The sequence below is a fragment of the Kitasatospora sp. NPDC059146 genome (genome assembly GCF_042786665.1).
GTDB lineage: Bacteria > Actinomycetota > Actinomycetes > Streptomycetales > Streptomycetaceae > Kitasatospora.
Map to the genome: position 1 here is coordinate 46,341 of NZ_JBHZCY010000024.1, position 25,131 is coordinate 71,471.

Below are 25,131 nucleotides of genomic sequence, written 5' to 3' on the forward strand. Positions count from 1 at the left end.
CGGGCGATGGCGGGGTCTCGGTGTCGGGGGTCCAGGGCAGCTCGGGGGGCGGGGGGGAGGTTGTGCCGCCGGGCCGCCGGCCTCGCTGGTGCGGGCCGGCGGCCGGGCCGGGGTGAGAAGCGGTTCAGCGCGCCTGCGGGTCCTGGCCGCTGCCGGGCAGGGCGTCGGCGACGGCGTCCTCGTCGGCGCCGAAGACCAGGCCGTTCACGTCGCCGGCCTGGATGACGAGGCCGCCGATCCGGGCGGCGCTGGAGATGCTGTTGACGACGTCGCCGTGGGCGCCCAGGACGGTGGTACCGCCGGCGGTCTGGATGACGGTGCCGTGGATGACGGCGCCGGGCCCGATGTGGTTGGTGATCACGTGCTTCTCCTGACGGATGTCGGACTCCCGGGCCGTTCGGCGCCGGGAGGCTTCGTTCGGGTGGCCTCGGGTCCGGGGTCCGGTGCGCACCGTTGATGCGGTGGGCACCGGACCGGCCCGGCTCGGGGCGCGGGGGCGCTCGCGGCCTGGCTGGCCGTCCGGAGCGCCGGGGTGGAGCAGCGGGTTCACGGTGGTGCGGGGTGCGTGACGGCCGGGCCCTCGTGCCGAAGGAGGGCGGGTCGGCCGCTCACCGCCCGGCCGGGTGCCGGGTCGGACGCGCCTGGATTGAGCGGGGCGGCGGTGTCCCCGTGCCGAAGGTGCTGCGGAAGCAGTTGGGTGGTGCACCCCGGGGGCGGCGTCACGCTCGCGGGCCTCGGGGCCGTTCTCTGCGTTGTTCTCTGATGTCGCGCTGTGGAGTTGTGAAGCAACGGGCACTTCCTTGGCCTGGCCCCCTCGGGCCGGACTTCCGGGTGCTGCTGGTCGTGCGTCAGGTGCTGGGCCCCTGGGGGCCCGCCGCACCACTCCCGGCCCCGTCCAGGCATGGGCATGCCAGTACGGTTCCGGTGGCAGGCGGCGGGAGCCGAACTGCGAGAGAAGGGGAAGGGGTGGGACTACTCGCCGGAGCCGCCGGCCTTCGCGGCCTGCGCCCTCTCGTAGGCCTCACGAGCGCGCCGGAGCTGCTCGTCCTGCTGCTGGCGCTGCGCTTCCTCGGGGGTCACCGGCCGCCTCCCCCCTTCGGGGTGGCGGGCGGGGTCTGCGGCGGGGTGGGGGCCGGCGTTCCGCCGCCGGCGTAGCTGCGGCAGAGGTGGGTGATCGTCACCGCGCACCCCCGTCCGGGCTCGAGTACGGACGGCCGAAACCGTCCGCGCTGCTCGTCGTCCGGGGAGCGAAGAGCCGGCGGCCGTTGGCGCGGGCCTCGTCGTAGTCCGCGCCGGTCCACGGCCGTCCGCTGGCGTCCGTGTGGTCCGGGGTGTCGGTGCGCGTGCTGGGCCGGGACTCGGACCGGCGGGAGAACAGGCCCATCAGGCACCCCCCGCCAACTTCGCGCGGAGGTCCTCGGCCTGCCGGCGGGCGAGCTCGGTGGCGGCCTGGGCCTGGCGGATCCCCTCCAGGCGGCGGGCCAACGCGGCGTCGCCCAGGTGCTGGCTGCTCACTCGGTCACCGCCTGACCGGCCGACGGGTCCTGAGTGCGGGCCCTGTCGTCGGCAGCCGTGGCCTGGCAGATCTCGCGGATCTGGTCCGGGGTGCGAGCCTGGTGGATGGCGGTGTGGAACCGCTCCGCGCGCTCGGCGATCTGTCGGACCTGCTCGGGCGTCTGCGGCGTCATGGTCAGCACCCCACCGTCTGCGGCTTCGCCGCCGGCTGGACGAAGCGGCTGATGGCGTCCTGGATGAACCAGCTGATGTGGGTCCAGGTGGTGTTGGCGGTCTTCACGTGCTTCTCGGCCTGCTGCCAGACGTCGGCAACGAGCTTCATCACGACGCTCTCGCCGGCGGCCGGGGCGACGGTCGCCAGGTCGTGGATCACGAGCGCGAAGACCTTGGCCTCGTACTGGCCCTCGAGGCCCATGATCAGCTGGTGGTTGATCGTGGGGGCGGTGTTCCGGGCCCCGCGCAAGTCGGTCATGCTGGTCATTGCGGATCTCTCCTTGACGAGCTGGTCCGTGGAGGCCCCGGTGGAAGCTGTCCAGGCACACCGGGGCCTTGCCGTTTTCACGAGCACTTCCGTGTTGGCTTAGCCAGCTTAGCTGATACAGTTCCGACTGTGTCAACTAAGTCGGTGAAGCTATCTATGGCGGGGAGGTGCCTCTACGATGTGGCTCATGACTGATCAGTTCGCTCAGCCCTACCAGCGGATCGTGGAGGACGTGCGCGATCAGATCCGTCTAGGCAAGCTTCGACCGGGCCACAAGCTGCCCAGCACTCGCGAGCTGGCTACGCACTACGGCGTTGCCCACGGAACGGTGCAGCGGGCGCTCGCAGAGCTCCGCTCGGCCGAGCTGATCTACTCGCACCAGGGGAAGGGAAGCTTCGTACGGCAGTCGCCGGACGAGGGTCACCAATCCTCTGAACTTCAGGAGCTGCAGCGGCAGGTTGCGGACCTGACTGCTCGCCTTGAGCGAGTCGAGCAGGCGCTCTTCCAAACGTGATCAACAGGCACTCCCTTCAGCCGGTTCTTGATGCTTCGATCAAATCCGACTCCCAGGTGAGTGACCATCACATCCCCGTGGTGAGATCCGTACCCAGCTCCATCAATACGTTTTCAATGTCCGCGTATACATGAGTTTTCGGACTCGAGTCCTACGCTCCCGAGTATGAAGACAGCGGAGGTACAGGCCATGGTGAGGGCTCGGCCCGGATGGCGGCCGGACAAGCTGCGCGACCAGCGGGAAGCTCATGGCCTCACGCTCGAGCAGGCCGGCGAGCGGCTGCGGATCGTGGCTGAGCAGGCCGGGCTGAAGAGCGTTCCCGCTGCTCACGCCCAGACGATCTGGGGACATGAGCAGGGTGAGATTTACCCTGGCCCGGACTATCGGCGCGCGTACTGCGCCCTCTATCGCGCAACCGAGCCCCAGCTCGGCTTCCGGAACCCTCTGCCAGGAGAGGATGCTGCGGCGTTCGTTCTGACGCCGACTTCAGAAACGCGTAACGGCGCGCACGTGCTGGCAGTCGAGCGGGCGCTTCATCGCATCGCACCGGGCACCGCGGAATCCGACAACATGATGCTGCAGCAGCGGATCATGGACGCGTGGCGCCGACGGCACACCGGCGGAGACCCGCACCGTCCCACGATCGTGCTGGTCGGAGGTTTCGCTGGCTCTGGGAAGTCTGAATTCGCGAGGTTTCTGACGCAGCTGACCGGGTGGCCGCTCCTGGACAAGGACCCTCTCACCAGGCCGCTGGTCGAACAGCTCCTGATCTCTCTCGGCTCGGATCCGAACGACCGGCACTCCGAGGTCTACCGGACGCAGGTGAGGGGGCTGGAGTACGACTGCCTGATGCAGGCCGCCTACGCCAACATCGCCTGTGGCATTTCCACCGTGCTGACCGCCCCGTTCATCGCTGAGATGACGGACGAGGGCTGGATGACCCGCTTCGCCAACCGCTGCCGCTCCCAGGGCGTCGACGTCTCGCCGATCTGGGTGCAGTGCGATGCCGAGAGCATGCGCGACTACATCACTTTCCGCTCCGCAGCCCGCGACGCGTGGAAGCTCGCCAACTGGGGGGAGTACATCGCCACCATCGATGTCGAAACCCGGCCCGTGGTCCCGCACCTGGTGGTGGACAACCGCATGGGCACGGCAATCTCACTTGCCGACCAAGCACGCCTCGCGCTCGCCGAGGTACGCACATGACCAGGACACAGCGGGGAGTGCTGCTCTACGGCCCGCCGGCCGCGGGAAAGGACACCGTCACCCAGGCCCTGAGCTGCCTCGACCCCAACTTCCAGCTGTTCTCGCGATTGAAGGCCGGGCCCGGCCGATCCGCTGGCTACCGGATGGCCACGCAGGAGCAGCTGGACGAGCTGCGACGGGCGGGCTCGGTGGTGTACGAGAACGCCAGGTACGACAGCACGTACGTAACGGACCGGCCGGGCCTGGACGACGCCTTCGCGGCCGGGGTCCCGGTGATGCACCTGGGCCAGGTCGACGGAGTCCAGGCGGTGCTCTCCGGCTACGCAGCTGGCTGGCTGACCGTTCTGCTGTGGTGCCCGCGGGAGGTGACCGAGGCCCGCTCGATCGGCCGGGGCGACGCGGACACCCCGGCTCGGCTCGCCGCGTGGGACGCCACACAGGCCGACCTCAACACGAACCCAGACTTCAGGTTCGACATGGTGATCCGTACGGACGCCACCTCGCCTGAGCAAGCGGCCGAGCAGATCAACCGGGCGCTCACCGCTCCACGCGGGCAGATGCTGATGATCGACCTAGACGACACACTGATCGATCGGCTGACAGCGGTAACTTCCTGGGTGGCCCAGTACTGCACCGAACACTGCCTGGGACCGGAGCCCGAGCAGCGGATGCTCGACGCGATGCGCGTCCGCACGGACCTGAGCGTGTTCGAGATCTTGTGCACGGAGCTCAGCCTGCCGGAAGCAGCCAACGAACTCTGGGCACGCTACGAGAAGGAACTCGCCGAGTTGGTGCGGCCGTTCCCTGGCGTGCCGGAAGCGTTGGCCGCCGCACGAGACTCCGGCGACCAGGTCATCGTCGTCACCAACGGCGGCGGACCGATCCAGCGCGCCAAGATCGCCACATCCGGCATCGCCGATGTCGTGGACGCCGTCTGCATCTCCGAGGAGATCGGTACCCGGAAACCGCACGCCGGGATCTTCGAAGCGGCTGCAGTAGCCGCCAGCCGGGACCTTTCCCAGGGCGGGTGGATGATCGGGGACAACGCCGAGCTGGACATCGTCGGCGGGCGTGGCGCAGGGCTGCGCACCATCTGGATCTCGCACGGCCGACCCTGGCCGGGCGGGCCGGAGCCGGACTTCATCGCCGAGACCGCCCTGGACGCGCTCGCGCACGCTCGAGGTGGACCGCGGTGACATCGGATCAGCCAATTCTCGGAGTACTGCACCCAGGGAGCATGGGGGCGGCCGTGGCAGCCTGTGCAGCGTCGGCTGGCGCGCGAGTGCTGTGGTGCCCGGCCGGACGCAGCGCGGCCACCGTTCGGCGCGCCGAGCAAGCCGAGCTCGAGCCGGTGGGCATGCTGCCCGAGCTGCTGGCGCAGGCAGAGGTCGTGCTGAGCCTGTGCCCGCCGGCTGCTGCCGAGGACGTCGCCCGCAAGGTTGCCGAGCACCAGTACACCGGCGTGTACGTCGAAGGCAACGCGATCAGTCCGGAGCGGACCGATCGCATCGCTGACCTTGTGGGCCACAGCGCTCGGGCGGTCGTCGACGGCGCGGTGATCGGATCACCTCCAGTCGGCGGCAAGGCCACCCGGCTCTTCCTCTCAGGCCCAGCCAGCGCGACCAGCCTGGTTGCACGGTTGTTCGCCAGCACCTCGGTGTCGACGCCGGTCCTGGGCGAGGAGATCGGTCAGGCCAGCGCGTTGAAGGTCGCCTACACGACATTTCAGAAGGCGAGCCGGGTCGTCGCCGCGCTGTCCTACGGCCTGGCGTACCACCATGGCGTAGACCAGGCGCTGCTGGATGTTGCCCGCGCGCGGCCGGGCAGCTACCTACTCGAGACCGACTACATCGCCAAAACCGCAACGAGGGCGTGGAGGTGGGCACCCGAACTGGAGGAGGCCGCCGACACCCTGATCGCGTCGGGCCTGCCGGACGAGGTGATGCGCGCAGTTGCCAGCACACTGCGGTGTTGGACGGATGCGAAGGACACCGTCGGGCTCTCGGTGGAAGACGCTCTGGAGATGCTGCGGGACTCCACCGGATGAGGCGCCTGTCGGGCCATCGGATCGTTGGCGCGTCAGATCGACACGGTGTGCTGGCGGCTACGCTCAGCGTTGTCCACAGGGGTACGCTTTGCCATGCAGTGATCAAAAAGCTTTGCCGTCCGGGCCTTGGACAAGCCCGGACGGCATCAGAGTGGATCGGCGCCCCTGGCCGGGGGCCCGTCCCGGTCGACCACGCGGAAGGTGGTGACGCAGTGAAGGGTACCCGTACCCAGATCCAGGCACACGCGCGGCACCCCGCCGTGGAGGCGACCGGTTCAAGGTCGCTCCGGCGGGGTGCCGTCGTCGTATCCGGATACACCTCTCCCCCGGAGGGGGTTGGCGTGGTGACTTAGACCATCGGGGGCGCCGGCCTTTGGCGAGGCCAGCAACCCCAGGGCCGCTGCAGTGGGTGAAGCCACGAGCAAGCGGTCTTACGTGATCCGTCCGATTTGGCGATCGGACGAGGGCCCGGAACGGGTCTCGGCTTGGCGGCCGGGACCCAGGAAGGGCGGCACTACAGGTTCTGCGCGAACCCGGACCCCCGAGGGGGCCCGTCTTGCTGTACCGGCTCCCGGCGGGAGCCGTCTTGCCGTACCTCCGCGAGGGGGTGCGGTTGCCGTTCCTAGATGCGAGTAGGAGGGCTCTGTCATTTTGCAGCAGCTCACAGCCCCGTTCCAGTCCCGCCGTGTCCCCGTCGCGGCGAGTGGTGTCCCCGGTTTGAGCTCGGACGATGCGATCCGAGAGGGGGGCGATCTCTCCTCCCCCGGTCCTGCCTTGGGTTCTGTCCGGGGACCGGTTGGCGGACCGGTTGTCGAATCCGCCGCGCGCGCCATCAGTAATGTGATGCACATCACTCGTTCGGGTGAGGCGCCGAGTGTCACACAGTCGGGTCCGGACCGTGTGGTTCTGGCCGCTCCGGCCGTTCCTGGCCAGCGACACAAGCCGGTCGACGTCCCGTCGGCGGGCGGTGCGGTGGTGCCGAAGTCCGTCCAGCGGTTCGTGCCGTGCGTGCCGGTGCTGCCGCGGCTGCTGGTGCCGGCGGCCGAGCAGTGGGTGACGACTACCCGCGGCCGGGTCGCGCTGGACCCGTACAGCTGGATGCAGGCGGTGCACTGGGTGGCCTCGTCGGGCTGCTACCGGCCGTCACGCTCGCACGGGCCCCGGGAGATGGGCCGCACCGCGATCCGCACCGCGCAGCTGCTCATGGAGTTGTCGCCGTGCCGTCCGGGTGTGGAGTACGTCGCCCGGCGCCTGGGCGTGACCGAGCGGACCGCGCAGTACCAGCTGGACATGCTGCGCGAGGCCGGCCTGCTCGCCTACGTGGCCAAGGGCACCCGGGTCCGCGGCGAGAGGGCCAAGGCGTCGGAGTTCGTCCGGGTGATCCCGGCCGAGTTCGACGTCGCGCTGGGCGTGCGGACCGTGGGGGAGAGCACCGGTCGGCGGGTGGTCGGGATCGCGGAGGCCGGGCGGGCGGCGATGGCGCTGCTCGGCAAGCGGGCCTCCCGCAAGGTCCGGGCCGCCCGGACGAAGACCTCCGCGAAGGCCTCGGCGACGGCCGCTCAGGCCGCCCCGGCCGGTGCCTCGTCCCAGGTGTCACAGGCCGCTGACGGCACCTCAGCGGCCGACAGCCGTTGCACCCCAATGGGGGGTGGTTGCTGTACTGCTCTTGCTGACCGCTGTACTCACCTCCCCTCTGAGACAGACGTCGCGAGCGGGAAGCCGAAGTCCACCACCGCGAAGAAGTCCACGAAGGGCCGGGGCAGGCGCACCGTCAACCGGGTCGGGCGCCGCTACCAGCTGGCCGCCGAGCTGGTCCGCCAGGTGCCGTGGCTGCGCCGCGCCCTGGTGCCCCGGATCGCCTGGGTCGTGCAGGAGGTCGCGGACGCGGGCTGGACGGCGGAGGAGGTCATCTCCTGGCTGTCCACCCTGGAGGAGCCGCAGCGCGGCACCTTCCGGCCCTCCGGCCTGCTGGCCTTCCGGTTGCGCGGCATGACCCAGGTGCCCGGCTGGCGCACCCCGGCCGAGCGCGCCGTCCAGGTCGAGCACTGGCGCGAGTCCCGCTCCGCCGAGAAGGCCCGCCACGACCGCACCTCGGCGGAGTGGACGTTCACCGACTGGCAGGACCCGGCCACCCGCGTCGCCGCCCGCCTGGTCGACGACGCCTTCGCCCAGGTCCGGCAGGCCGGAGGCCAGGGCGCCGAGGAACTGGCGCTCTTCGCCCAGGACCAGGACGGCCTGACCGACCTGCACCAGCTCACCCGCGAGGACCTCCTCGAGCTGCGCACCCTCGGCCAGAAGGACCCGGAAATGGTCCTGATGGCCATCCGGGACTGCGGCGAGGCCTACGCCCGCCAGCTCTACACCCACGGCCTAGTCGACCAGGTCCTGCGCCTGCGGCACACCGGCCGAATCGTCATCCACCAGCCCTGGAGGTCCGCGTGACTGAGACGTCCACCAGCGGTGTCGACATCGCCCGCGTCGCCCTCAAGGCCGCCCGCGAAGCCGCCCGCAACCGCGGCGCCGACGCCCCCGGCGGCCGCAGCTCCACCACCCGACCGACCCGCCGCACCATGGTCCGCACCGGTGGCCGCGACCCGATCGGGCTCGGCGCCGCCCTGGCCGGCCTGGTCGCCGACCGGGCCTGGGACGCGCCGACCGCCGGCGGCGGCGTCCTCGACCAGTGGGCCGAGATCGCGCCCGAGCTCGTCGGCAAGGTCGTCCCCGTGCGCTTCGACGCGCGCACCGGACGGCTCGACCTCCAGCCCGCCTCCCCGGCCTACGCCACCCAGCTGCGCCTGCTCGGGCGCCAGCTGGTCGCCCGGATCAACGGCAAGATGGGCCGGACGGTCGTTCGGGACCTGCGGGTCCTGGCGCCCCGCGCCATCGCCGCCGGCCCCGGCCAGCGGACCGAGCACCACCAGGCCGTCGAGCAGCCCGAGGCCCCGGTCCGCACCCGCGACGATGCGAGCGCCGGCTACCACCGCGCACTCGCCGAGATCCGCCGCACCACCATCGTCGTCGACCCGGCCATCGCCGCCGCCATCGCCCGCCAGGAGCAGGCAATCCTCAAGCGGCGCGAACCCGAGGACCAGTTCGCCCAGGGCCTCGCCGAGAAAGCCAGCCAGGAGGAAGCCGCCGCCCGCACCGCGGCCGCCACCAGCAGCCAGGCCCTCGCCGAACGCCGCGCCCGCCAGGACAAGGCGCTTCGCGCCGGCGCCGTCCCGCTGCGCCCGGCCCGCCCGCCGATGACCCTCAGCGGTGCCGCGTGACCGGTGCTGCTCCGCCTTGGGAGAGGGCCGGCCATTCCACGCATTCCCCGGACGCCATGGCTGACGACACGTCAGCCTGATCAGATGCTGCCGCGGCCACACCGCTTCACGAGAGGACTGCATGTGACCACTGACCGGGAGAGCATCGACCCCAAGCTGCTGAGCGCGCTGGAGAAGACCTTCGGCGACTACCTCGCCGACGTTGCCGAGCTGCTGCTCACGGCCGGGTATCCGATCGGGACGACGCTCGTGGACTTCTACGGCATCGAGTGGACCGACACGCCCAAGGACCTCTCCGACATCCTGGACGAGGGCCGGCTGGTCTTCCCGTGCGACGTCGCTCGCCGGTTCGGCGGCGGCAAGGGCTTCGAAGACCTGGGGCTGTACTGGTCGGCCATCTCCGGCTGGAACGTCGGCGGGACGTTCGACGACACCGAGACCACCCGCTGGATGAACGCCGGCCTCACCCCGGACCCCAGGGCCGTCGCGGAGTTCTTCACCGAGGCCTCGACCGACATCCTCGCCGCCGGACACCCGGACCGTCGCCTCTACCGGCGCCCGGGAACAGACCTGCCCGGCCTCGTGAAGCAACTGCAGGCGGTGGTCGGCCTCGAATACCGGAGCGGCAAGTACCGGATCAGTGACCTGCGCCGCGACGCGTGCTGGAGCAAGGCCAGTCGGGCCATCCTCGCCGAGGACACGAGGACCCAGATCACGGTGACCGGCGGCGAGCTGAAAGCCCTCCAACACCTTGTGGACTACTACGTCGCGCGCGAGCTGGGCGAGGACCACCTACGGGGCTTCGCCGTGTCCCTGGTGCGGGACTTCCAGGCCCGCGCCGCCACGAAGGGCGCCGCCGTACCGCTGCGGGCCAACGCCCAGGCGTACGCCCGCCAAAGCCGGGGCTGAACAGCAAGCGGCCCGACAGCGACGAAGCCAGCAGAGGCACGAACTGCGTCTCCGCCGGCTTCGTCGCTGCCGAGTGGTCAGGCCCTCCCAAGATGGAAGACGGTTACGGTCACCGTCTGGTCATGGACCTCGTACTGAACGCGGTAGAAGCCAACCTGGATGCGGTAGATCCCGCTGCTCCCGACCGTGAAGTCCTCGGCCAGCGGCACTGATCCGCGGGCGCCGGGTCAAGGGCGCCGTCCTTCGGGAGACCCTCACACGCTTCGCCCGGCAGGGACTCGCCTGGGTGTGCACCCGTGCGCCGAGTCGAGCGCGGGTGCTGAGGGATTCGCCGCGCTCGGCCCCGCGGGCCGAGGAACACCGTCGGCACCGCCCAGGAGCATGCCGACTCCGCCGCTCCGACCCCGCGGTGGGTGGCGCACTTCTGCCCCGGACGGCCTGTCGAGGGCTTGTCGAAAACCGGGACGCCACGGCGGGAGAGCTGGGAGGATCCAGGTGACATCACTCTCGGGGAGGTATCGGTGACGCTGCGTCGAGACGCATGGGTGATGCTGGAGGCCGTCGCCGTCCAGGGGCCGGAGGGCTGGCTGACCGGCAGTCAGCCCCTGGAGACCCGGAACGCGGAGGTCACCGTCGTTCGCAACCTCGTGGACGCCGGCCTGTGTGAACTCGCACCGGCCGACGTTCTCGGGTGCCTCCCCCTCGACGAGGCACGCCGGACCTGGGCCGCGCGGATCACCGCGCTCGGGCAGGACGCCCTGCGCTACCGGCACCACCAGGAGAACCCGACCGAGCGCCTGGCCGGGTCCGGGCCCGACCTGGTGCTGGACACCGCGATCAGCATCCGCGGCACCGACCTCGACCTCCTGCGCCGTGCCCTCGCCGATGCCGAAGCCGGCGCCCTCACCGGCATCGACACCGTCGCGCTGGGCACCGCGATCGCCAAGGCACGCCCCGTCGACGGCTCCCGCCGCCACACCGTGGACGCCACCGACGCCGAACTCGCGGCGATCATGCGGGTGCTGTACCTGGAGTCGCTGTACCGCGACGCCTCCGGCTACCACCACGTCCTGCGCCACTCGGAGCGGGCGCACGCCCTGCGCTTCCACCAGGTGAAGCCACGGCCCGTTCCCGCCGCGCAGGCGATGGCCGGTGCCCGGATCCCGGCGTCGGTTTCCAGCCCTTGACCGAGTCGGTTGGCCTGGGCAACCAGGCTGCTGTGCCACAGCTCCGGGGGCGACGACAACTGGAACGGCCTGTTTGCCATCGCCGTCCACGGCCTGCACCGTCCGTCGCATTCCGCGCATTCCCGGGATACTGAGGGTGATGGTGCGTCAGCCTGGTCGGAAGCCGCTGCTGCCCCTGTCCAGCAGCGGTTCGGCCGCACCGGTCGCCGGCTACCGGAGGGAACTTCATGCGCAAGATCGTCACCGTGGCTGATGACGCCGACCTCGCCCACCTGGTTGACCTGATCGACATGCTCCCGGGCCCGGACACGCGGAGTTTCTGGGGCGAGGGATCGAACAGCATCGGCTCCAAGGTCGGGCACCGCCTCCGCGAGATCCTCAGCGGCCGGGGCGACTCCTCCGACGTGGACTACCTGGCCATCTACGTCCTCAAGTACCTCGGCCGCGGCAACCGGCACATCCCCGAGGACCGGATCACCGCGAACCTGCGCGGCGCGAGCGGCCTCCCGGCGGCCGGCCACGCCTGGGTCGAGGACGCCACCCGCACCGCGTTCACCCTGGTCACCCGCTACAGCCTCCCGGTCTGGAACGGCGCGCACCGCACCCGCGGCAGTGCGTGGCTCCAGGGGTGACGGGCCGCCGACGGCGTTTACGCAGGTCAGCAGGTGGGGCTGGGCAGGCTAGGCTGAACAGTGGACGGCTCGGCGAGGGAGGGACCTGGACAATGGCGGATATGAGCGAGATGGACGACCTTCGGGGTCGGCTGGCCGCGTTGGAGGCGGAGGTCGACCGGCTTCGGGAGGAGTCCGCGGCCACGCGCACGATGGCGGCCATGGCCGACCGGGACAGCGCCGAGGTTCGCACCTCGTTGCGTGGGCACACCCAGGTGCTGAACGCGATCCGCGAGGACCAGATCGAGCAGCGCCAGGCGATGACCAGCCTTGCCGAGGCCGTCGGTGCCCTGGTGGCCGGGCAGGTGGAGCACGGCCGGATGCTGGAGGAGCAGGGTCGGGCGCTGGAGACCCTGGTGACGGGGCAGACGGCGGTCCTGGAGGAGCTGCGCCGCCTGGGCGGCAAGCAGTAGATGCAGGCGTGAAACGGCGAGGAGGCCCCCGACCGGGGGCCTCCTCGCCGTTTCAGCGCGCGGTGCGAAGGCGGTCCTGCCGTTCGGTGACGAGGGCGCGCCAACGGTCCCGGACGGCCTGGTCGCTGTCGAGCCAGCGTGCGGGGGATGGGTACTGGAGGTCGCGGCCGGCCATGAACGCCGCGATGTCGGTGTAGTAGGCGTAGTCGCGGTCGCGGGTGAGCTGGTCGAGGTCGCGGATCACGGTGTCCAGGCCGTCGTTGTCGTCGAGGACGGCGTGGTGGAAGCAGCGGGCGAGGGCGAGGGTGGTGCGGGCGGCGCGGACGCCGGAGGCCCTGACCTCGGCGTCGAGGACGCCAACACGGTCGGAGAACTCGTCGCCGGGGGTGCCGGCGTCGCGGATCAGGGCGGCGATGCGGGTGGTGAGGGTGGTGGCGCGCAGGTCGAGGCCGGTGAGGAGCTGGGCGGCGAGGTCGAGGTCGTCGCCTGCGGTCTCGGGGTCGGTGAAGGCGCGGGTGAGGGCGAGCTGGGCCTGGCTCGTGGCGCGTTCGCCGGCGACGGCGTGCTGTTCGGCGTCGGCGCGCGCGGCCTCGTAGTGGGCGGTGGCCTGGTTCATCTCGGCGTGGACCCAGGCGAGGTCGCCCAGGACGCGGTGCTGGCGCCCGGCCCAGCCGAGGGTCTGCGCGGCCTCGTGAGCAGCGGGGAAGTCGCCGTCCAGGCGGGCAAGGTGGGCCAGGCCCCGTTGGGCGGCTGGGGCCAGGCGGGTGGTGCCGGCGGCTACCTGCCGCATGCCCTGGCGGGACGCGCCGGTGCGGCCGAGGTCGCGGTGGGCCTTGGCCCGGTAGTAGAGGGCCATGTCGGTCAGGTCCTCGGGCAGCAGGGCGCTGTCGATGACTCGGGTGAGGCGGTCGGCGGTGTGGGTGCGGTGCTCGCGCTGGCGGGCGGCGAGCGTGCTGAGGGTCTCCACCAGGGCGTCGGCCGGGGTGCCCAGCACGGCGGCACCACCCGGCCCGCCCGCAGGGGCCTGCCCGGCAGGGCGGGCGGGGGCGGGCGGGGCGAGGGGCTCCCAGATGCTGTCGGAGACGTAGGCCCAGGCCGCGGCGGCGAGCCAGCCGAGGCCGAGGCGGTGGTCGCGGGCGAGGATCAGGCCCTGGCGCAGGCAGGCGACCAGCAGGATCCGGCTGCGGCTGGTGCTGCTGGTCCACTGGTCGCCGAGCGCGTCGAAGGCCCGGACGGCGGCGCTCGCCCAGTCCTGGTCGGACCAGCGGTCGTCGGTGTGGTCGTCGGCCCGGCGGATCGTCGAACGCACCACGGCGTGCAGGTGGTAGGGCCACAGGGCGAGCGGGTTCTCGCGGACGAAGGGCCGCTCGGCCAGCCGAAGCGCGGCGGCCTGGTGGGCCATGCCCGAGGCCTTGGCGGCGAGCGGGATGTCGAAGGCGTCCAACAGCGACACGGCGCGCAGCACGTGCCGCTCGTCGGGGGTGAGGTCCTGGAGGGTGCGGGCGACGAGGGCCGGGAAGTCGTGGTCGAAGTCGGCCGGCTCGGGTTCGCGGGTGCGGCGGATCTCCAGGAAGCGCATCACGGCGAGGTCCAGGTACAGCGGCAGGCCGTGGGAGCGGGCGGTGATGACGTGGCGCAGGGCGTCGCCGATGAGGGGCTGGCCGTCGGCGGCGGTGAGGCGGCGGGTGAGGTAGTCCTCGCAGTCCTCGGGGCTGAAGTCGCCGATCAGGACCTGCCGGTCGTCCGCCGTTCCGGTGCCGGTCGGTGCGGGCTCGGGCTCGGCGGCGGTGCGGGCGGAGGGGATGTGGGCGGCCAGCTGCGGCCAGGCGGCGGCGCCGGTGTAGTCGAGCTGCCCCTGCAGCGCGTCGTCGGCCCATTGCAGGCGGGAGCGGCCGGTGACGATGAACAGCGCGTTCGGCATGAGCCACACCACGCGCTGGATCAGGCGCTCCAGGTCGCGGTTGGTGCGGTCGCCGGTGTCCTCGAAGGTGTCCAGCAGCACCACCGGCACGACCGCCTGCTTCGCTGGCAGCCGGTCGACCTCGTAGGCGAGCAGGTGCGGGTAGTAGGAGAGCGCCTCCAGGTCCGGATCCGCCTCCAGCAGGTCCGCGAGCCGCGGGCAGCCGGCCAGAGCGCGGGCGGTGGTGCGGCGCTCGCGCACCGCGCGCACGACCGCCGTGGCGACCTGGCCGACGGCGGAGCCGACCGCGCCGGGCAGCGCGAGTTCCTCGGCGGCCTTCGACAGGGCGGCCTGCACCTGGCCGGGTAGCGCCTTGGCGAAGCGGCTCACCAGCCCGGCACGGCGCAGGTACTCCTCCAGGCTCTCGCCGGGGTGGTTGTGCTCCCAGTACCGGCCTAGTGCGATGTCGAACGCGGGCAGTGCACGGTCGAGGCCCGCGAGCGCCAGGCGGAGGGTGAGGACGAGGCGTTCGAAGTCGCCGCCGGCGGAGCGGGCGAGGTCGATGCGCACCGGCAGCAGCCGGGGCGCCGCCGGCCAGGCGGGCTCGCCCCACTGCGCGGGCCGGTGCTCGGCCGCGGTGAGCGCGGCCTCCAGCTTCCGCGACAACGTCGTCTTGCCGACGCCGCCGATGCCGTGGAACACGATGATGTTGTGCCGCGCCGCCTCCAAGTCCTGGACGTCGAAGCCGGGAGCGGTCACCCGGGCCAGGTGCTCGGCGAGCGCAGCCGCGACCTGCCCCCACTGGCCTTCCCGGTTGGTGAACGCCTCCCCGGTGCCCAGGCTCCGGTCGTTCGAGCCGAACAGCGCCCGCAGATCCCGCCCCGCCATCGACGACTCCCCCTCCGCACAGATCTGACCGGGTATCAACCTACGCCGTGGCGCCGCCGAGGGGCGCAGCCCGTCGGCGTGCACATGAATGTGCTCAGCCAGGTCGGCCAGGTACGGGTGTACGTGCTCGGTCCTGGGCACCTGCCCGGGGTGGCGCAGGGATGTCCGATGCCGGCGAGTGGGGTGCGGGCGCCGCCGGCAGGCCGTCCCTGGCTCACCAGCGCGCTGTTCGCCGGCATCACCGAGTAGCTGGCTGCGGGACTGACGTTATGCTGTCAGATGGTCTACGGACCGTATCGGGGGATGGGGGAGAACTATGGGTAACGATGGTGTCGGGACGGGGTTCAGCGCTCACCCGGAGAAGCTCGGGGACGCGGGCGACCGGCTGATCACGGCCAGTGGGGACGTGGGCGGGATCAAGGGAACTCTGGACAAGCTGAACATGTCCGACCCGGCGACCTTCGGCGAGTACGCCGGTGACGGGGCGAAGGCCTTCTGGTCGGCCTGGCAGGACGAGCTCCAGGTGAACATCGACGCGCTGTCCGACCTCGGCGGCAAGGTGCACACCACCGTGGCCAACTACGCCAAGGCGGACCACGGCGTCCAGCAGCAGTACCAGCAGGGGGCCTGACCGTGCCGGACCATGACGCGCACCCGCTCGGCCAGGACGCCGGCAGCCAGCGGCAGCAGGCCGAGAAGCTGAAGAAGACCATCGACGAGTCCCACGGCATGTGGGGCGCCGGCGACCTCAAGTACGCCGTCCACGACGCCCTGCAGCTGCCCGCTCCCAAGGGCGACTCCGGCAAGCTCGGCGAACTCGCCGCCGCCTACAACACGGCGAGCAGCCAGGTGGACCAGGTCCAGATGAAGGTGGCGCAGGTCAGCTCCCAGCACCTGCCGGACGCCTGGACCGGGCAGGTCGGCGAGAAGGCGGCCGAGGTGGTCAAGGCCTCCGCCGACGACCTGACGCGCTGCCGCGACATGCTGGGCAAGGGCCGGGACCAGCTCAAGGCGCTGGCCGGCGCGCTGAGCGAGGCGCAGACCCTGCACGGGCAGGGCGCCGCGCCGCTGAGCGAGGCGCTGAAGCTGCTGCACGACATCACCGTCGCCGGCGCGCCGGACCCGATCCACTGGGACGACGACAAGATGCACAGCGCCCACGCGAAGGCGAAGGAGGGCATCAAGTCGATCTACGACGCCGCGGTGAAGGCCGAGAGCGCGGGCCGCGCCGCCGCACGGGAACTCAACGCGCTGGCGGGCAAGGCGCTGGCCGGCAAGTTCAAGAACAAGGGCCTCGGCGCGGAGGACAAGCTGGTCATCGCCGATGCCGCCCTCGACGGCAACCCGGGCAACGGCGGCATCCTCACGGCCAACGACGTGACGCGGGCGGGCCAGTTCATGGACAAGATGAGCGACGCGGACCGGGCCCGGTTCGACCAGCTGCTGGCCGGCAGCAAGTCCGCCGAGGAGCGCGCCTACCTGATGAAGGCGCTGGCCGCCGGGCACAGCTACGACGAGGTCAAGGCCTTCGACGACCAGATCCGCCCGCATGCCGACGACCCCCGCTGGCTCGCCGACCGGATCTCCCCGGTGCAGCTGGAGGCGGTCTCGGCCCAGACGGCGGGGACGGGCTACAAGGGCGTCAACTGGGACCAGGGCCAGCACGAGACCTGCGTGGCGGCGTCGACGGTGACCGCCCGGGCGATGGTCGACCCGCTCTTCGCCTTCCAGCTCACCACCGGCGGCCACCCGGACGACCCGGCCTACGACAGCGGCCCGGCCTCGAAGGAGCGATGGGACAAGGAGACCAACCGGGTCTACGACACCCGCTCCGTCATGCACTTGTGGAATGGCGGGATGTGGGACTGGGAGTCCAACGACATCGCCGACGACGAGATCGCCAAGCACACCGGCGCGGACTACCACGACGTGGACCTCGACAGCCACGACAAGCGCCAGAACGCGCTGGCCGAGATCGAGCAGAAAGTCGACGAGGGCAAACCCGTCCCACTGTCCGTCCACGGCGGCACCCTGCTCGACCCCCACGGCCACCAGATGATGATCATCGGACACCGCGGCGACCAGCTGGAGATCTACAACCCCTGGGGCTACACCGTCTGGGTCAGCGAGAGCGACTTCATCAACAACCACATGCAAGGCGCCTCCGACGACCGGCACCCCGAAGTCCGAAGCGTGCGAATGCCCAAGTGAGGCCCCAGATGAACACCCCACACCCCCAGAGCGACAGCCTGCTGGCCGAACTGGACGTCGAAATCCTGCTGCGCTTCGGCCTGCCGACCCCGGGACCGCACCGCTCCACCCTGTTCGGCGACGGCGCGGTGGCCGCCGCGATCACCGCCGACCGGCTCGGCGTCCTGCCGCGCGCCCTGGTCTTCCTCGGCGAGGTGGTCCGCTCCGGCGGCACCCGCTTCGCGGCCGAGCTGCCCGAACCGCTCCCCGGCCCGGCGGCCGCAGCAGCGCGCGACTGGCTGCAGGCAGCCGCCATGGTCGTGCAGGACCCGACAGGCGACCAGCTCGTCGCCCGCTGGCTCGACGCGGTCGCCGCCGTCCTCGCGCTGCGCGTCACCCACCGAGAGGCGACCCCATGACGAGGCGGTGGCGCCGAGTCCTGCTGACGGTGGCCGCGGTGCTGGCCGTCGCGGCCACCGTGGGCGCGGTGGCGGTCCACAAGATGACCACCGGAAAACTCGACCACGGCACCGTGTTCACCCAGACCTCGGGACAACTCGCCGTCAAACCCGGCGAACTCTTCTCGATCGAGGTGTTCGCCTACCGGGAGGCGGGCGACAACTGGACCATGGCCACCCCCGCCCCCGACCCGGCCGTCGCGCAGTCCACCGGCGACGAGTACGTCGACAACTTCGGCATCAAGGACTTGCCCGGCCTGGGCGGCACAGGAGCCCTCGGTACGGGCGGCCACTACTACTTCACCTTCCGCGCCCAGACCCCCGGCCGCACCACCATCACCCTGCACGTCGGGTTCCGGGACCACGAAGGGATGTCGTTCTCCGGCGGGCCGGACCAGACCAAGCGCCAGTTCACCATCGACGTCCGCTGAGCCGCCTCCGGCAGGCAGCCCGAGTCCGGGGCTGCCCGCGGCCGGCGGCTCGTCGGTGCGGGCGATCTCCCGCATCGCCTCGACCCCGGCGCCGTCGAGCCCGGCGAGCGCGTCCTTGACCGCCGTCGAGGTGACGCCGTCGACATCGGTGGTCGTGTAGAAGCCGCTCTGGACAGCGAGGTTGATCGGGCTGGTGAGGTACGGGGCCCTGCCGCCGCGGCGCCGGACCCGGACCTGGGTGCCGTCGCCGAACCGGGCGAGGTAGGCGCGCGGGACGAAATGGTGGCGCTTCGGCGATGACATGCCGACGAGGGTATGGCCGAGGCCGCATGTGACACTTGCAAACGCAATCTCTGTCCACTACCCAGGCGGTGTCCCCGTGCACGACCCTCGTCCCGAGGAAGGCCGCACCGAGTGCTCCGGCACGGCCGGCGCCGCCGGCCCGCAGGAGCAGGCAGACCGGTGGCAGCAGGCCGAGCAGGCCGAGCGGGCCGTTCGCGCGGTGGTGGCCTGGTACAGCTCGGGCATCCGTGACCTTCGCCGCGCAGTCCGGGAAGGCGCCGGCACGGCGGACCTGGACGTCCTGCTCGACGCCAGGCAGCAGGCCATGGCCGATCTCCAGCGCTTGGAGGACGGCGTGGACGCCGATGAAGCCGCCCGGCTGGCCGCCCACTACACGGCGGCCCTTCGGGAACTGACCGCCGGGAACTGACCGCCGGTCAGGCGACCGGCCCGGCGGGCACCGGCCCGACGGGCGGCACCTCCAGAGAACGGGGCCGCAGCCGAGGCGGCAGGAGCGGGCGGGCCAGCGCCGAGATCTCCTCCAGCTCCCTGCGGTGCTGCGGCAGCGCCCGGCGCACATCCGCCTGGACCGCGAGGAAGCGCAGCGCCTCCGCCTCGGTGTAGGGGCGGGTCCGCTCGGCGGCCAGCGCCCACCCCGGCGCGCCGTCGGAGAAGCCCCGGCGCCACAGCGCCCGCCCGTCCCGGCCCATCACCACCAGCTCGTCCACCACGCTGGAGAGTGAGGCATCCTCGACCACGGCGGCCACCGCCTCGAAGCACCGGTCGTGCCCGCCCGCCGTCGTGAACCGCGCGGAAGTGCCCTCGCGCTGGGCGTCCGCGTAGCGGCTGGCGGTGCCCTGGCGGCTGTCGGCGGCACGCACGGCCAGGGCCAGCACCTGGACGCGGTACCCGGCCCGGTGGAAGGCCCCGGCCTCGGCCAGGACATCCTGCACGCTGCCCGGCGCGGTCTCGACGACCACGTCGCCGCGCCGCTCGCGCACGTACGCCTGCGCCATCGAGAACCACGCCTTGTAGTCCGCTCGGATCGCCGCCCCCGCCTCGCGCGCGTCGCCGCGCAGCAGGTCGGAGTAGTCGGGGTGCAAGATCTTGAGATTGTCACCGACGAGGCGGACCGTGCCCGGGCGCATCGCGCGCCTGACCATGCGGGCGGCCCCGCTCTTGCCCGCACCCGGCTGGCCCACCACGAACACCGCCACTGGGCGTTCCTGGGCGACGGTGCCACGCAGGAGCGCGGGCACGATGTCGAGGTCGAAGATCTCGCGGTGCTCGGCCGGGGACAGCCGGTGGAAGTCGACGCCCGGCGGTCGGCGCAAGGCCTGCGCGATCCGGCGCACCGGCTCGGACAGCGCGGCGGCACGGCGCGCGTCCCGGGCTACCGCCAGCACGCGGTCGGCCGGAACCTGGTCCTCGGCGCGCACCAGCGCCCGCTCGGTCTGGGACAGTTCCCGCTGAAATTCCGCGCTCTCCGCCGCGCCCCACCACCGGACCCGCTCCGTCTCCACCGCCCGTGCCGCACCCGGAGTCCTCGTCCAGACACCGTCGACGAGCTCGTTGCCGTACAGCGGCACCATGCCGCGCCGCACCACGGTGACGCGGTCGGCGAGCATTTCCTCCTCGACCACCCGCAAGGTGTCGACGAGTAAGGCCGAGCACCTGTCGTGGTTCTCCCAGGACACGTACCGGCCCGCACCCGTCGCGACGGTCTGCTCGATGTACCGGCTGAGGACACCGAGCTGACTCCACGCCGGAGAGCACGCCAATGCCACCACCTCGACCCGGTACCCTGCCGTCCGATAGGCCGAGGCCTGCGTCCGGGCCTCGTCGGCGTCGGCGAACGCGGTCTCCACCAGCGCATCGAACCGGTGCTCGCGCACACGCTCCTCCACGGCGGCCTGCCAGCGGCGCGTGTCCGCCCGCACACCCGCACTGGCGGTGCGCACGTCCTCGGCCAGCAACCCGGGGTAGCGCCGGTGCGCGGCCTTGTACAGGTCGGCGCCGACGCGCACCGCCCCGCCCCGCAGATCGAGGACGGCGTGCAGCAGGTCTCCGAGGGTGGTCTTGCCGCTGCCGGGCTGCCCCGCCACGAGCAGTACCACCGGCTGGTCCTGCGGTACGGCGTTTCGGGTCCAGGCCGGAAGGATGACGCTGTTCAGTACGTCGCCATGCTCGGCGCCGGACAGGTCCGCCGTGTCGGCGTCCCGCTCCTTGTGCACTGGGTTTTCCGCCTCGCACTCGGTGTAGGAAGCCCATTGGGTCAATGGGACAAATCTAGTATTGATTCGCGATGTGACGGCCGTCAAATAACGCCTACAGTTGTCCCATGGATGATGAGCCGGGGGCCGAACCGACCACCGCCGAGCAGGCGGAGCTGATCCGCGCGGTCGAGCAACTGGCCCGGGACTGGGCTGGCATGCAGAACCCGTCGGCGACCGGGGAACCTGACGGCGAGCTCCGCCTCCTGGCCGTCCTCAAAAAGATCGACGAGGCCTGCCAGGCCGCGGCCGCCCGCGCGGCCGTCGCCGCGCTCAAGCAGGGAGCGGGCTTCGAAGACCTCGGTGAGGCCTGGGGATTCAGCTGGCAGGCCGCCTCCAAGCGCTGGGGCCACCTCGCCCGCGGCGAGCGGGTCGCCGTGGTCATCTCCCGGCGCAACCGCGTCCACCGCGACGGCTACGGCGAAGTCGATGGCGACGGCCAGTACGACATGGACCGCGGGGCCTGGCCAGTCGGCGACGAAGTCCGCCGCAAGGCCCGCTACGCCGTCATCGCCGTGGACGGCACCGTCCGGCGCGTCTACAAGATCACGGACGGCTGGGAGCCCGACCAGCACTCCCCGAAGTGGCACTTCACCGGTACCCTCCTTGACGACCCCGAGATCGAGGCCGCGCACGCCGCCGGCGACCTCCCCCTCAAACCCGGTGACTCCTGCCCGACGCAGCGCGGCCGGGCCTACCGACCGCACTGGTTCTGACCCACGCCCTCATCAGGAGATCCGCCGGAAGTCGCGCCTGGCGTGCTCGCGGCTGGAGAACCGTCAGGCAGTGCCTGACGCTCTGACAGCCACGGGCCGGCAGGATCGTACGTTCGAGCTGCGTTCGTCGGGTGGCCGGAGCCAAGGGGCACTGACCTGGGGGATCCGGACGTCAGCGCAAGGCCGGGCCCTTGGTGCTCACGGCTGCTCGGTCGGCGGCTCCGGCTCCCGGCCGTCCTGGTCTTCGGGCTCCGTCACGGTGACGCCGCCTCCGGCGGGCAGCAGGCCGGCGGCGAGCAGGGGGATGCCGAGCCGGCGGGCGGCGGCCGTGCACAGTGCGTCCGGCATCGTGAGGTCGACGCCGCCGTCTGCGGCCTGGGCGGTGAGCTCCAGGGCGAGAGCGGTGTCGGCGGCCAGGGTGGCGCGGTGCTTGGCGGGGCCGGGCTGGCGGACTCCGACGACGGCGAGCTCGGCGAGCAGGGTGTCGGCCTGTTCGTGGGCGCCGGCGCGGGCGAGGACGGTGACGAGTTCGGTGACAGCGGGCTCGGGCAGTACGGCCTGGTAGAGCCAGGTGTTCGCCCGGGAGCCGGGCCCGCCGCCGATCCAGGCGAGGATGGCGCCGGCGGTGAAGACCACCCGCTGGTCGCTGGCGGGCGAGATCCGGATGCCGTCCGACAGGGGGAGAAGTGCGGTCGGCAGCGGGCCGGAGGCGTCGTTCTCGGGCAGCGGGTGGCCGCCGACGAGCATCTGGGCCGGGTCGGTCGGCAGGTAGCCGGCGAGCAGCGGGGCGAAGCTCTCCCGGAGCCGGTCGCGTACGGCCCAAAGGGGCTCGATGGTGACCGTGCCGTCGCTGGCGGTCCGCAGGGCCACCAGGGCGCCCTCGGTGATGTGGGCGGCGCGCTGGATCTGGGTGGGCAGGACGAGACGGCCTCGCTGCCCGACCCTGGCCGTGGCGATGACGGGCTCCGTGGTGGTGGTCATGGCCGGCACCGTAGCCCGCAGGTGTCGCCGGTGTGGGCGGTCTTCAGATCTGCTCACCCAAAAGCGTGGTGAGCCCTATAGAGAGGATCGGCCCACACACCGGACCCCGGCGACCACCAGGGCCGGCGATCCCGCCCGTCGTCTGAACGTCTTCCGCGCCGCCCGGCATGCTGAACCCTCGAGCGGGGCACGGCCCACGACCGGCTGAGCCATATCCGCGGTGCCCCGCTGACTTCCTGACCCTTCGCATCCGACCGCCAGCACGCCCGCACGACCCATCAAGGGCCCGTCACCCCCGACCGGGGGCGACGGGCCCTTTCGCATGCCCTGACGAAGGAGACCGATGCCGACGCTGCACTACACCCCCGCCGCCGCCCGGACCCTCGCCCGCCTGGAGAAGGGACGCCGCGCGGACCCGCGCTGGCTGCACCGGGTCCGCCAGGCGCTGGAACGCCTGGCCGCCGACCCGCACCACCCGGGCCTGCGCAGCCACCGCTACGCGACCCTGCCCGGCCACCGTGGCACGGCGGCGTGGACGTCCTACATCGACCAGGGGCCAGGTGCCTGGCGCATCCACTGGGCATGGGGGCGCGACGGCCAGGACGGCGGCGCGGTCACCGTGCTGAGGGTGGGACCGCACCTGTAAGCGGGGCGCTTCCTGCCCACGAAGCCGTCCAGCGACCATAAGTCGGTCGCGCCTGGGTGGTCGGGCACCGGTGTCGACGCCACCACGGCGTCGATCGTCCGGTCCTCACGGCACGACCGGCCCCGACGTTGCTACCGGGGGGAAACGGGTGGCTGCGGCGGGTGTTCAATGGGCCGGTCACCGCACGCTGAGCTGGGAGGGCACCAACAGTGGGACGCAAGAAGCCGGGCAAGCCGCGCCGGGAGCGGGCCGCCGCCGAGTACACCCTGCAGCAGCTCCAACCGCCCGGCTACGACCAGTGGATGACCCTCGCCCCCGACGCCGCCACGAAGGCCGCCACCGATCCGCGCCTCAGCCCCGAGACCATCGACATGACCCGCCGCCTGACCCAGCTGAGCCCCGTCTACGGGCCCAAGATCCCGGTCCAGGCACTGTGGCTCGACCTCGCCGTCGACCAAGGCGCCCTGCGGCTGCGCCGTCCGGACGGCACGGTCGGGCGGCTGCCGGTCGCCGAACTCGCCGGCATGCTCGGCGGCCGGAGCGACGGGCAGGACGTGCGGGCCTCGGTGCACGAGCTGCACGCCATCGGCATGCTGCTCGTCGAACCGGATGGCGAGGAGGACTGCGTGCTTCGGGTGGTCATCGGCAAGCCTGCTCGGCCCGGCGACCCGTGGCTGTTCGGCGGCGACCTCGCCAGCGACCTGGTCCCCAAGACGTGCATCCCCGGCGGCCCGCAGACCCTCGGTACGGAGGAGTTCGCCGCGCTCGGCTACCTGCGCTCCCACCTGGCCGAGGGCACCACCGGCACCCCGGAGGAGTACGCCGGCTTCGAGGGCGTCGGGTCCGTCGAGCGCGCCCAGGAGCTCTTCGACGCCGTCGCCGACCTGGTCGACGTCCGCGGCTGCCCGGCCTGCCCCACCGCCCACCTGTGCACCCGCGACCCCGAAGCACGGTCGGCCCTCTGACACGGCCCCGACCTGCCCGCGGCCATGCACCCGGCCTCGGCCTGGCATGTTCGCGGCCGAAAACTCGCAGGTCACAGCCCTGTTCACCACCGACACACGGGTCTACCATTCCCGGCACGGCAACCCCACCGTCCCCAACACCGGGGCTGCCGAGCAGAACGGCCACGCCCACGCGCGGCCGAAGCCTCCCCCGGCCGGGACCCCGGGCAACCCCCCTGCCCCCGCGGTCCCGGCCGGCTGCGCGCCGCCACCCTGTGTGGGCCTGCAGCTGGCTCTGCCAGCCCGCAACCGACTGAACCACCGGGCGAATCGGTGCCCGGAGAGGGGGCGACTCGTTGGTATCGGCATGGACGAGGACACGCTGGACCTGGAGAAGCTGCCCACGATGCCGTGCCTGTGCGGTGCGAAGGACATGGTCTGCGACGAGTGCGGCGGGTCGGGTAAGGCCGAGGAACCAGTTGACCCGGACGACGACGAGTGCGACGAGTGCGAAGGCGAGGGCATCGTCTACGGCCTCCACGACGAGGACTGCCCGGCGAACGAGGAGTTCTTCGAGGCCCTGTGACGCCGCGCCGATGATCGCCCGGCAGCCTCAACCGCTGCCGGGACACCGAGCGTGCGGTGGTCACCTGCGAGGTGCGCGGGCGCTGAACCGGGCGAGGTAGGCGCCCGGCGTGCGGTCGCCAGCCGCGCGTTCCTGCGGGGTTATGGCGCGGCGGGCGCACCCCTCGCTGGCGGTCCCCGCTGTACAGCTTGCTGGTGGAGGTGTACCCGTCGGTCGGCGCGGCCGGCACGTTGTAGCCCACCCGGTGGGCTGTGTTCCGGCCATACAGCCTGCCTGGGTATGCCCGTTTCGCCCTGTGGGGTCTGTGTCATTGGAGGTGTGTTTGCCCTGGTGGAGGGGCCTGCTTGTAGGGGATGTGTTCCCTGTAGGACGGATCCGGGTGATGCGGTTGTCCCGTGACAAATGATCTTGACCGTTTGCCATTCGATCTTGACCACCGAGGCTGGCGCCGCCAGCCCTTGACATGGCCTGTACGGGAAGGGCCGCTCGTGGATACCGTCGGTTCGACGGGAGCAGGTGCACGCCTGCCCAGGGGGAAGCGGTGAGCGATGCTGGTGTGGCAGGCATGCCTGTGGGGGCTGCTGGGAGTGGGATTAGTCGAGGTACACGGCCTATGGTCGGCCG

26 protein-coding genes and 1 pseudogene are annotated in these 25,131 nt (G+C 71.8%); 19 read left to right on the forward strand and 8 right to left on the reverse strand.

Annotation, left to right across the window (positions count from 1 at the left end; translation table 11 throughout):
• Positions 1-124 precede the first annotated feature (124 nt).
• From ACFXPX_RS13725 to ACFXPX_RS13740, 4 genes are all read right to left on the reverse strand, one after another.
• Complete coding sequence (locus ACFXPX_RS13725) at positions 125-361, reverse strand: hypothetical protein (RefSeq protein WP_380641210.1); 237 nt, start codon at positions 359-361, stop codon at positions 125-127.
• A gap of 1,022 nt (positions 362-1,383) precedes the next feature.
• A complete protein-coding gene (locus ACFXPX_RS13730) occupies positions 1,384-1,515 on the reverse strand; it encodes a hypothetical protein (RefSeq protein ID WP_380641212.1) in 132 nt (43 codons plus the stop codon).
• Positions 1,512-1,688 (reverse strand): hypothetical protein, encoded by a 177-nt coding sequence (locus tag ACFXPX_RS13735; RefSeq protein WP_380641214.1) that lies wholly within the window; start codon positions 1,686-1,688, stop codon positions 1,512-1,514. The genes ACFXPX_RS13730 and ACFXPX_RS13735 overlap by 4 nt, the downstream gene beginning before the upstream one ends.
• A 2-nt stretch (positions 1,689-1,690) precedes the next feature.
• Entirely contained in the window at positions 1,691-1,996 is a 306-nt protein-coding gene (locus ACFXPX_RS13740; RefSeq protein ID WP_380641216.1) for a hypothetical protein, read from the reverse strand.
• Positions 1,997-2,183: 187 nt separating this feature from the next.
• Between ACFXPX_RS13740 and ACFXPX_RS13745 the strand changes: the two genes are divergently transcribed.
• The 10 genes from ACFXPX_RS13745 (at position 2,184) to ACFXPX_RS13790 (ending at position 12,212) form a co-directional block, all read left to right on the forward strand.
• Positions 2,184-2,510: a GntR family transcriptional regulator gene (locus ACFXPX_RS13745; RefSeq protein WP_380641218.1), complete on the forward strand. Its 327-nt coding sequence runs from the start codon at positions 2,184-2,186 to the stop codon at positions 2,508-2,510.
• Between the two features lie 165 nt (positions 2,511-2,675).
• Entirely contained in the window at positions 2,676-3,716 is a 1,041-nt protein-coding gene (locus ACFXPX_RS13750) for an AAA family ATPase (RefSeq protein WP_380641220.1), read from the forward strand.
• Positions 3,713-4,912 (forward strand): HAD hydrolase-like protein, encoded by a 1,200-nt coding sequence (locus tag ACFXPX_RS13755; protein ID WP_380641222.1) that lies wholly within the window; start codon positions 3,713-3,715, stop codon positions 4,910-4,912. Before ACFXPX_RS13750 ends, ACFXPX_RS13755 begins: the two co-directional genes overlap by 4 nt.
• A 41-nt stretch (positions 4,913-4,953) precedes the next feature.
• Positions 4,954-5,763 carry a DUF1932 domain-containing protein gene (locus ACFXPX_RS13760; RefSeq protein WP_380641224.1) on the forward strand — a complete coding sequence of 270 codons (810 nt, stop codon included), beginning with the start codon at positions 4,954-4,956 and terminating at the stop codon, positions 5,761-5,763.
• 975 nt (positions 5,764-6,738) lie between these two features.
• Positions 6,739-8,205 (forward strand): transcriptional regulator, encoded by a 1,467-nt coding sequence (locus ACFXPX_RS13765; protein ID WP_380641226.1) that lies wholly within the window; start codon positions 6,739-6,741, stop codon positions 8,203-8,205.
• Entirely contained in the window at positions 8,202-9,032 is an 831-nt protein-coding gene (locus ACFXPX_RS13770; protein WP_380641228.1) for a DciA family protein, read from the forward strand. The genes ACFXPX_RS13765 and ACFXPX_RS13770 overlap by 4 nt, the downstream gene beginning before the upstream one ends.
• A 123-nt stretch (positions 9,033-9,155) precedes the next feature.
• Positions 9,156-9,941, forward strand: coding sequence for a hypothetical protein (locus tag ACFXPX_RS13775; RefSeq protein ID WP_380641229.1), 786 nt, complete (start codon positions 9,156-9,158; stop codon positions 9,939-9,941).
• A gap of 521 nt (positions 9,942-10,462) precedes the next feature.
• The gene (locus tag ACFXPX_RS13780) at positions 10,463-11,128 is read left to right on the forward strand and encodes a hypothetical protein (protein ID WP_380641231.1); all 666 of its coding nucleotides are present in this window, start codon (positions 10,463-10,465) and stop codon (positions 11,126-11,128) included.
• Positions 11,129-11,355: 227 nt separating this feature from the next.
• Positions 11,356-11,760, forward strand: a complete 405-nt coding sequence (locus tag ACFXPX_RS13785; protein ID WP_380641233.1) for a hypothetical protein — start codon at positions 11,356-11,358, stop codon at positions 11,758-11,760.
• Between the two features lie 101 nt (positions 11,761-11,861).
• On the forward strand, positions 11,862-12,212 hold the full coding sequence (locus ACFXPX_RS13790) for a hypothetical protein (protein WP_380641235.1): 351 nt from the start codon (positions 11,862-11,864) through the stop codon (positions 12,210-12,212).
• A gap of 52 nt (positions 12,213-12,264) precedes the next feature.
• Here ACFXPX_RS13790 and ACFXPX_RS13795 read toward each other — a convergent pair whose 3' ends face one another.
• Positions 12,265-15,000, reverse strand: a complete 2,736-nt coding sequence (locus ACFXPX_RS13795; protein ID WP_380641237.1) for an ATP/GTP-binding protein — start codon at positions 14,998-15,000, stop codon at positions 12,265-12,267.
• A 316-nt stretch (positions 15,001-15,316) separates the two neighbouring features.
• Between ACFXPX_RS13795 and ACFXPX_RS13800 the strand changes: the two genes are divergently transcribed.
• From ACFXPX_RS13800 to ACFXPX_RS13815, 4 genes are read left to right on the forward strand one after another with little or no spacing between them, the layout of a single operon-like run.
• The gene (locus ACFXPX_RS13800) at positions 15,317-15,631 is read left to right on the forward strand and encodes a WXG100 family type VII secretion target (protein WP_380641239.1); all 315 of its coding nucleotides are present in this window, start codon (positions 15,317-15,319) and stop codon (positions 15,629-15,631) included.
• A 2-nt stretch (positions 15,632-15,633) separates the two neighbouring features.
• Positions 15,634-17,211: a hypothetical protein gene (locus ACFXPX_RS13805; RefSeq protein WP_380641241.1), complete on the forward strand. Its 1,578-nt coding sequence runs from the start codon at positions 15,634-15,636 to the stop codon at positions 17,209-17,211.
• A gap of 8 nt (positions 17,212-17,219) precedes the next feature.
• On the forward strand, positions 17,220-17,609 hold the full coding sequence (locus ACFXPX_RS13810; RefSeq protein ID WP_380641243.1) for a hypothetical protein: 390 nt from the start codon (positions 17,220-17,222) through the stop codon (positions 17,607-17,609).
• On the forward strand, positions 17,606-18,079 hold the full coding sequence (locus ACFXPX_RS13815) for a protease inhibitor I42 family protein (protein ID WP_380641245.1): 474 nt from the start codon (positions 17,606-17,608) through the stop codon (positions 18,077-18,079). Before ACFXPX_RS13810 ends, ACFXPX_RS13815 begins: the two co-directional genes overlap by 4 nt.
• Positions 18,080-18,154: 75 nt before the next feature.
• On the opposite strand, the pseudogene ACFXPX_RS13820 reads toward ACFXPX_RS13815, so the two are convergent.
• A pseudogene (locus tag ACFXPX_RS13820) lies at positions 18,155-18,382 on the reverse strand (DUF4238 domain-containing protein); the annotation flags it as partial.
• A 76-nt stretch (positions 18,383-18,458) separates the two neighbouring features.
• On the opposite strand from ACFXPX_RS13820, the gene ACFXPX_RS13825 reads away from it, so the two are divergent.
• Positions 18,459-18,791, forward strand: a complete 333-nt coding sequence (locus tag ACFXPX_RS13825; RefSeq protein ID WP_380641247.1) for a hypothetical protein — start codon at positions 18,459-18,461, stop codon at positions 18,789-18,791.
• A 7-nt stretch (positions 18,792-18,798) separates the two neighbouring features.
• Here the strand turns inward: ACFXPX_RS13825 and ACFXPX_RS13830 are convergent, their stop codons facing one another.
• Positions 18,799-20,595 carry a zeta toxin family protein gene (locus tag ACFXPX_RS13830; protein ID WP_380641249.1) on the reverse strand — a complete coding sequence of 599 codons (1,797 nt, stop codon included), beginning with the start codon at positions 20,593-20,595 and terminating at the stop codon, positions 18,799-18,801.
• 107 nt (positions 20,596-20,702) lie between these two features.
• On the opposite strand from ACFXPX_RS13830, the gene ACFXPX_RS13835 reads away from it, so the two are divergent.
• Positions 20,703-21,350, forward strand: coding sequence for a hypothetical protein (locus ACFXPX_RS13835; RefSeq protein ID WP_380641251.1), 648 nt, complete (start codon positions 20,703-20,705; stop codon positions 21,348-21,350).
• 198 nt (positions 21,351-21,548) lie between these two features.
• Here ACFXPX_RS13835 and ACFXPX_RS13840 read toward each other — a convergent pair whose 3' ends face one another.
• Positions 21,549-22,331 carry an AbrB/MazE/SpoVT family DNA-binding domain-containing protein gene (locus ACFXPX_RS13840; RefSeq protein ID WP_380641253.1) on the reverse strand — a complete coding sequence of 261 codons (783 nt, stop codon included), beginning with the start codon at positions 22,329-22,331 and terminating at the stop codon, positions 21,549-21,551.
• 343 nt (positions 22,332-22,674) lie between these two features.
• Between ACFXPX_RS13840 and ACFXPX_RS13845 the strand changes: the two genes are divergently transcribed.
• The 3 genes from ACFXPX_RS13845 (at position 22,675) to ACFXPX_RS13855 (ending at position 24,507) form a co-directional block, all read left to right on the forward strand.
• A complete protein-coding gene (locus ACFXPX_RS13845; protein ID WP_380641255.1) occupies positions 22,675-22,977 on the forward strand; it encodes a hypothetical protein in 303 nt (100 codons plus the stop codon).
• A gap of 209 nt (positions 22,978-23,186) precedes the next feature.
• Positions 23,187-23,942, forward strand: a complete 756-nt coding sequence (locus ACFXPX_RS13850) for a hypothetical protein (protein ID WP_380641257.1) — start codon at positions 23,187-23,189, stop codon at positions 23,940-23,942.
• Between the two features lie 346 nt (positions 23,943-24,288).
• Complete coding sequence (locus ACFXPX_RS13855) at positions 24,289-24,507, forward strand: hypothetical protein (protein WP_380641259.1); 219 nt, start codon at positions 24,289-24,291, stop codon at positions 24,505-24,507.
• Positions 24,508-25,131: the final 624 nt, after the last annotated feature.

Excerpts from the sequence above, each read along its gene's own strand:
- ACFXPX_RS13800 (WP_380641239.1), top strand. The coding sequence starts at position 15,317 with ATGGGTAACGATGGTGTCGGGACGGGGTTCAGCGCTCACCCGGAGAAG.
- ACFXPX_RS13790 (WP_380641235.1), top strand. The coding sequence starts at position 11,862 with ATGAGCGAGATGGACGACCTTCGGGGTCGGCTGGCCGCGTTGGAGGCG.
- ACFXPX_RS13740 (WP_380641216.1), bottom strand. The coding sequence starts at position 1,996 with ATGACCAGCATGACCGACTTGCGCGGGGCCCGGAACACCGCCCCCACG.
- ACFXPX_RS13815 (WP_380641245.1), top strand. The coding sequence starts at position 17,606 with ATGACGAGGCGGTGGCGCCGAGTCCTGCTGACGGTGGCCGCGGTGCTG.
- ACFXPX_RS13845 (WP_380641255.1), top strand. The coding sequence starts at position 22,675 with ATGCCGACGCTGCACTACACCCCCGCCGCCGCCCGGACCCTCGCCCGC.
- ACFXPX_RS13750 (WP_380641220.1), top strand. The coding sequence starts at position 2,676 with ATGAAGACAGCGGAGGTACAGGCCATGGTGAGGGCTCGGCCCGGATGG.
- ACFXPX_RS13855 (WP_380641259.1), top strand. The coding sequence starts at position 24,289 with ATGGACGAGGACACGCTGGACCTGGAGAAGCTGCCCACGATGCCGTGC.
- ACFXPX_RS13755 (WP_380641222.1), top strand. The coding sequence starts at position 3,713 with ATGACCAGGACACAGCGGGGAGTGCTGCTCTACGGCCCGCCGGCCGCG.
- ACFXPX_RS13795 (WP_380641237.1), bottom strand. The coding sequence starts at position 15,000 with ATGGCGGGGCGGGATCTGCGGGCGCTGTTCGGCTCGAACGACCGGAGC.
- ACFXPX_RS13735 (WP_380641214.1), bottom strand. The coding sequence starts at position 1,688 with ATGACGCCGCAGACGCCCGAGCAGGTCCGACAGATCGCCGAGCGCGCG.
- ACFXPX_RS13745 (WP_380641218.1), top strand. The coding sequence starts at position 2,184 with ATGACTGATCAGTTCGCTCAGCCCTACCAGCGGATCGTGGAGGACGTG.
- ACFXPX_RS13810 (WP_380641243.1), top strand. The coding sequence starts at position 17,220 with ATGAACACCCCACACCCCCAGAGCGACAGCCTGCTGGCCGAACTGGAC.
- ACFXPX_RS13840 (WP_380641253.1), bottom strand. The coding sequence starts at position 22,331 with ATGACCACCACCACGGAGCCCGTCATCGCCACGGCCAGGGTCGGGCAG.
- ACFXPX_RS13785 (WP_380641233.1), top strand. The coding sequence starts at position 11,356 with ATGCGCAAGATCGTCACCGTGGCTGATGACGCCGACCTCGCCCACCTG.
- ACFXPX_RS13760 (WP_380641224.1), top strand. The coding sequence starts at position 4,954 with ATGGGGGCGGCCGTGGCAGCCTGTGCAGCGTCGGCTGGCGCGCGAGTG.
- ACFXPX_RS13835 (WP_380641251.1), top strand. The coding sequence starts at position 20,703 with ATGGATGATGAGCCGGGGGCCGAACCGACCACCGCCGAGCAGGCGGAG.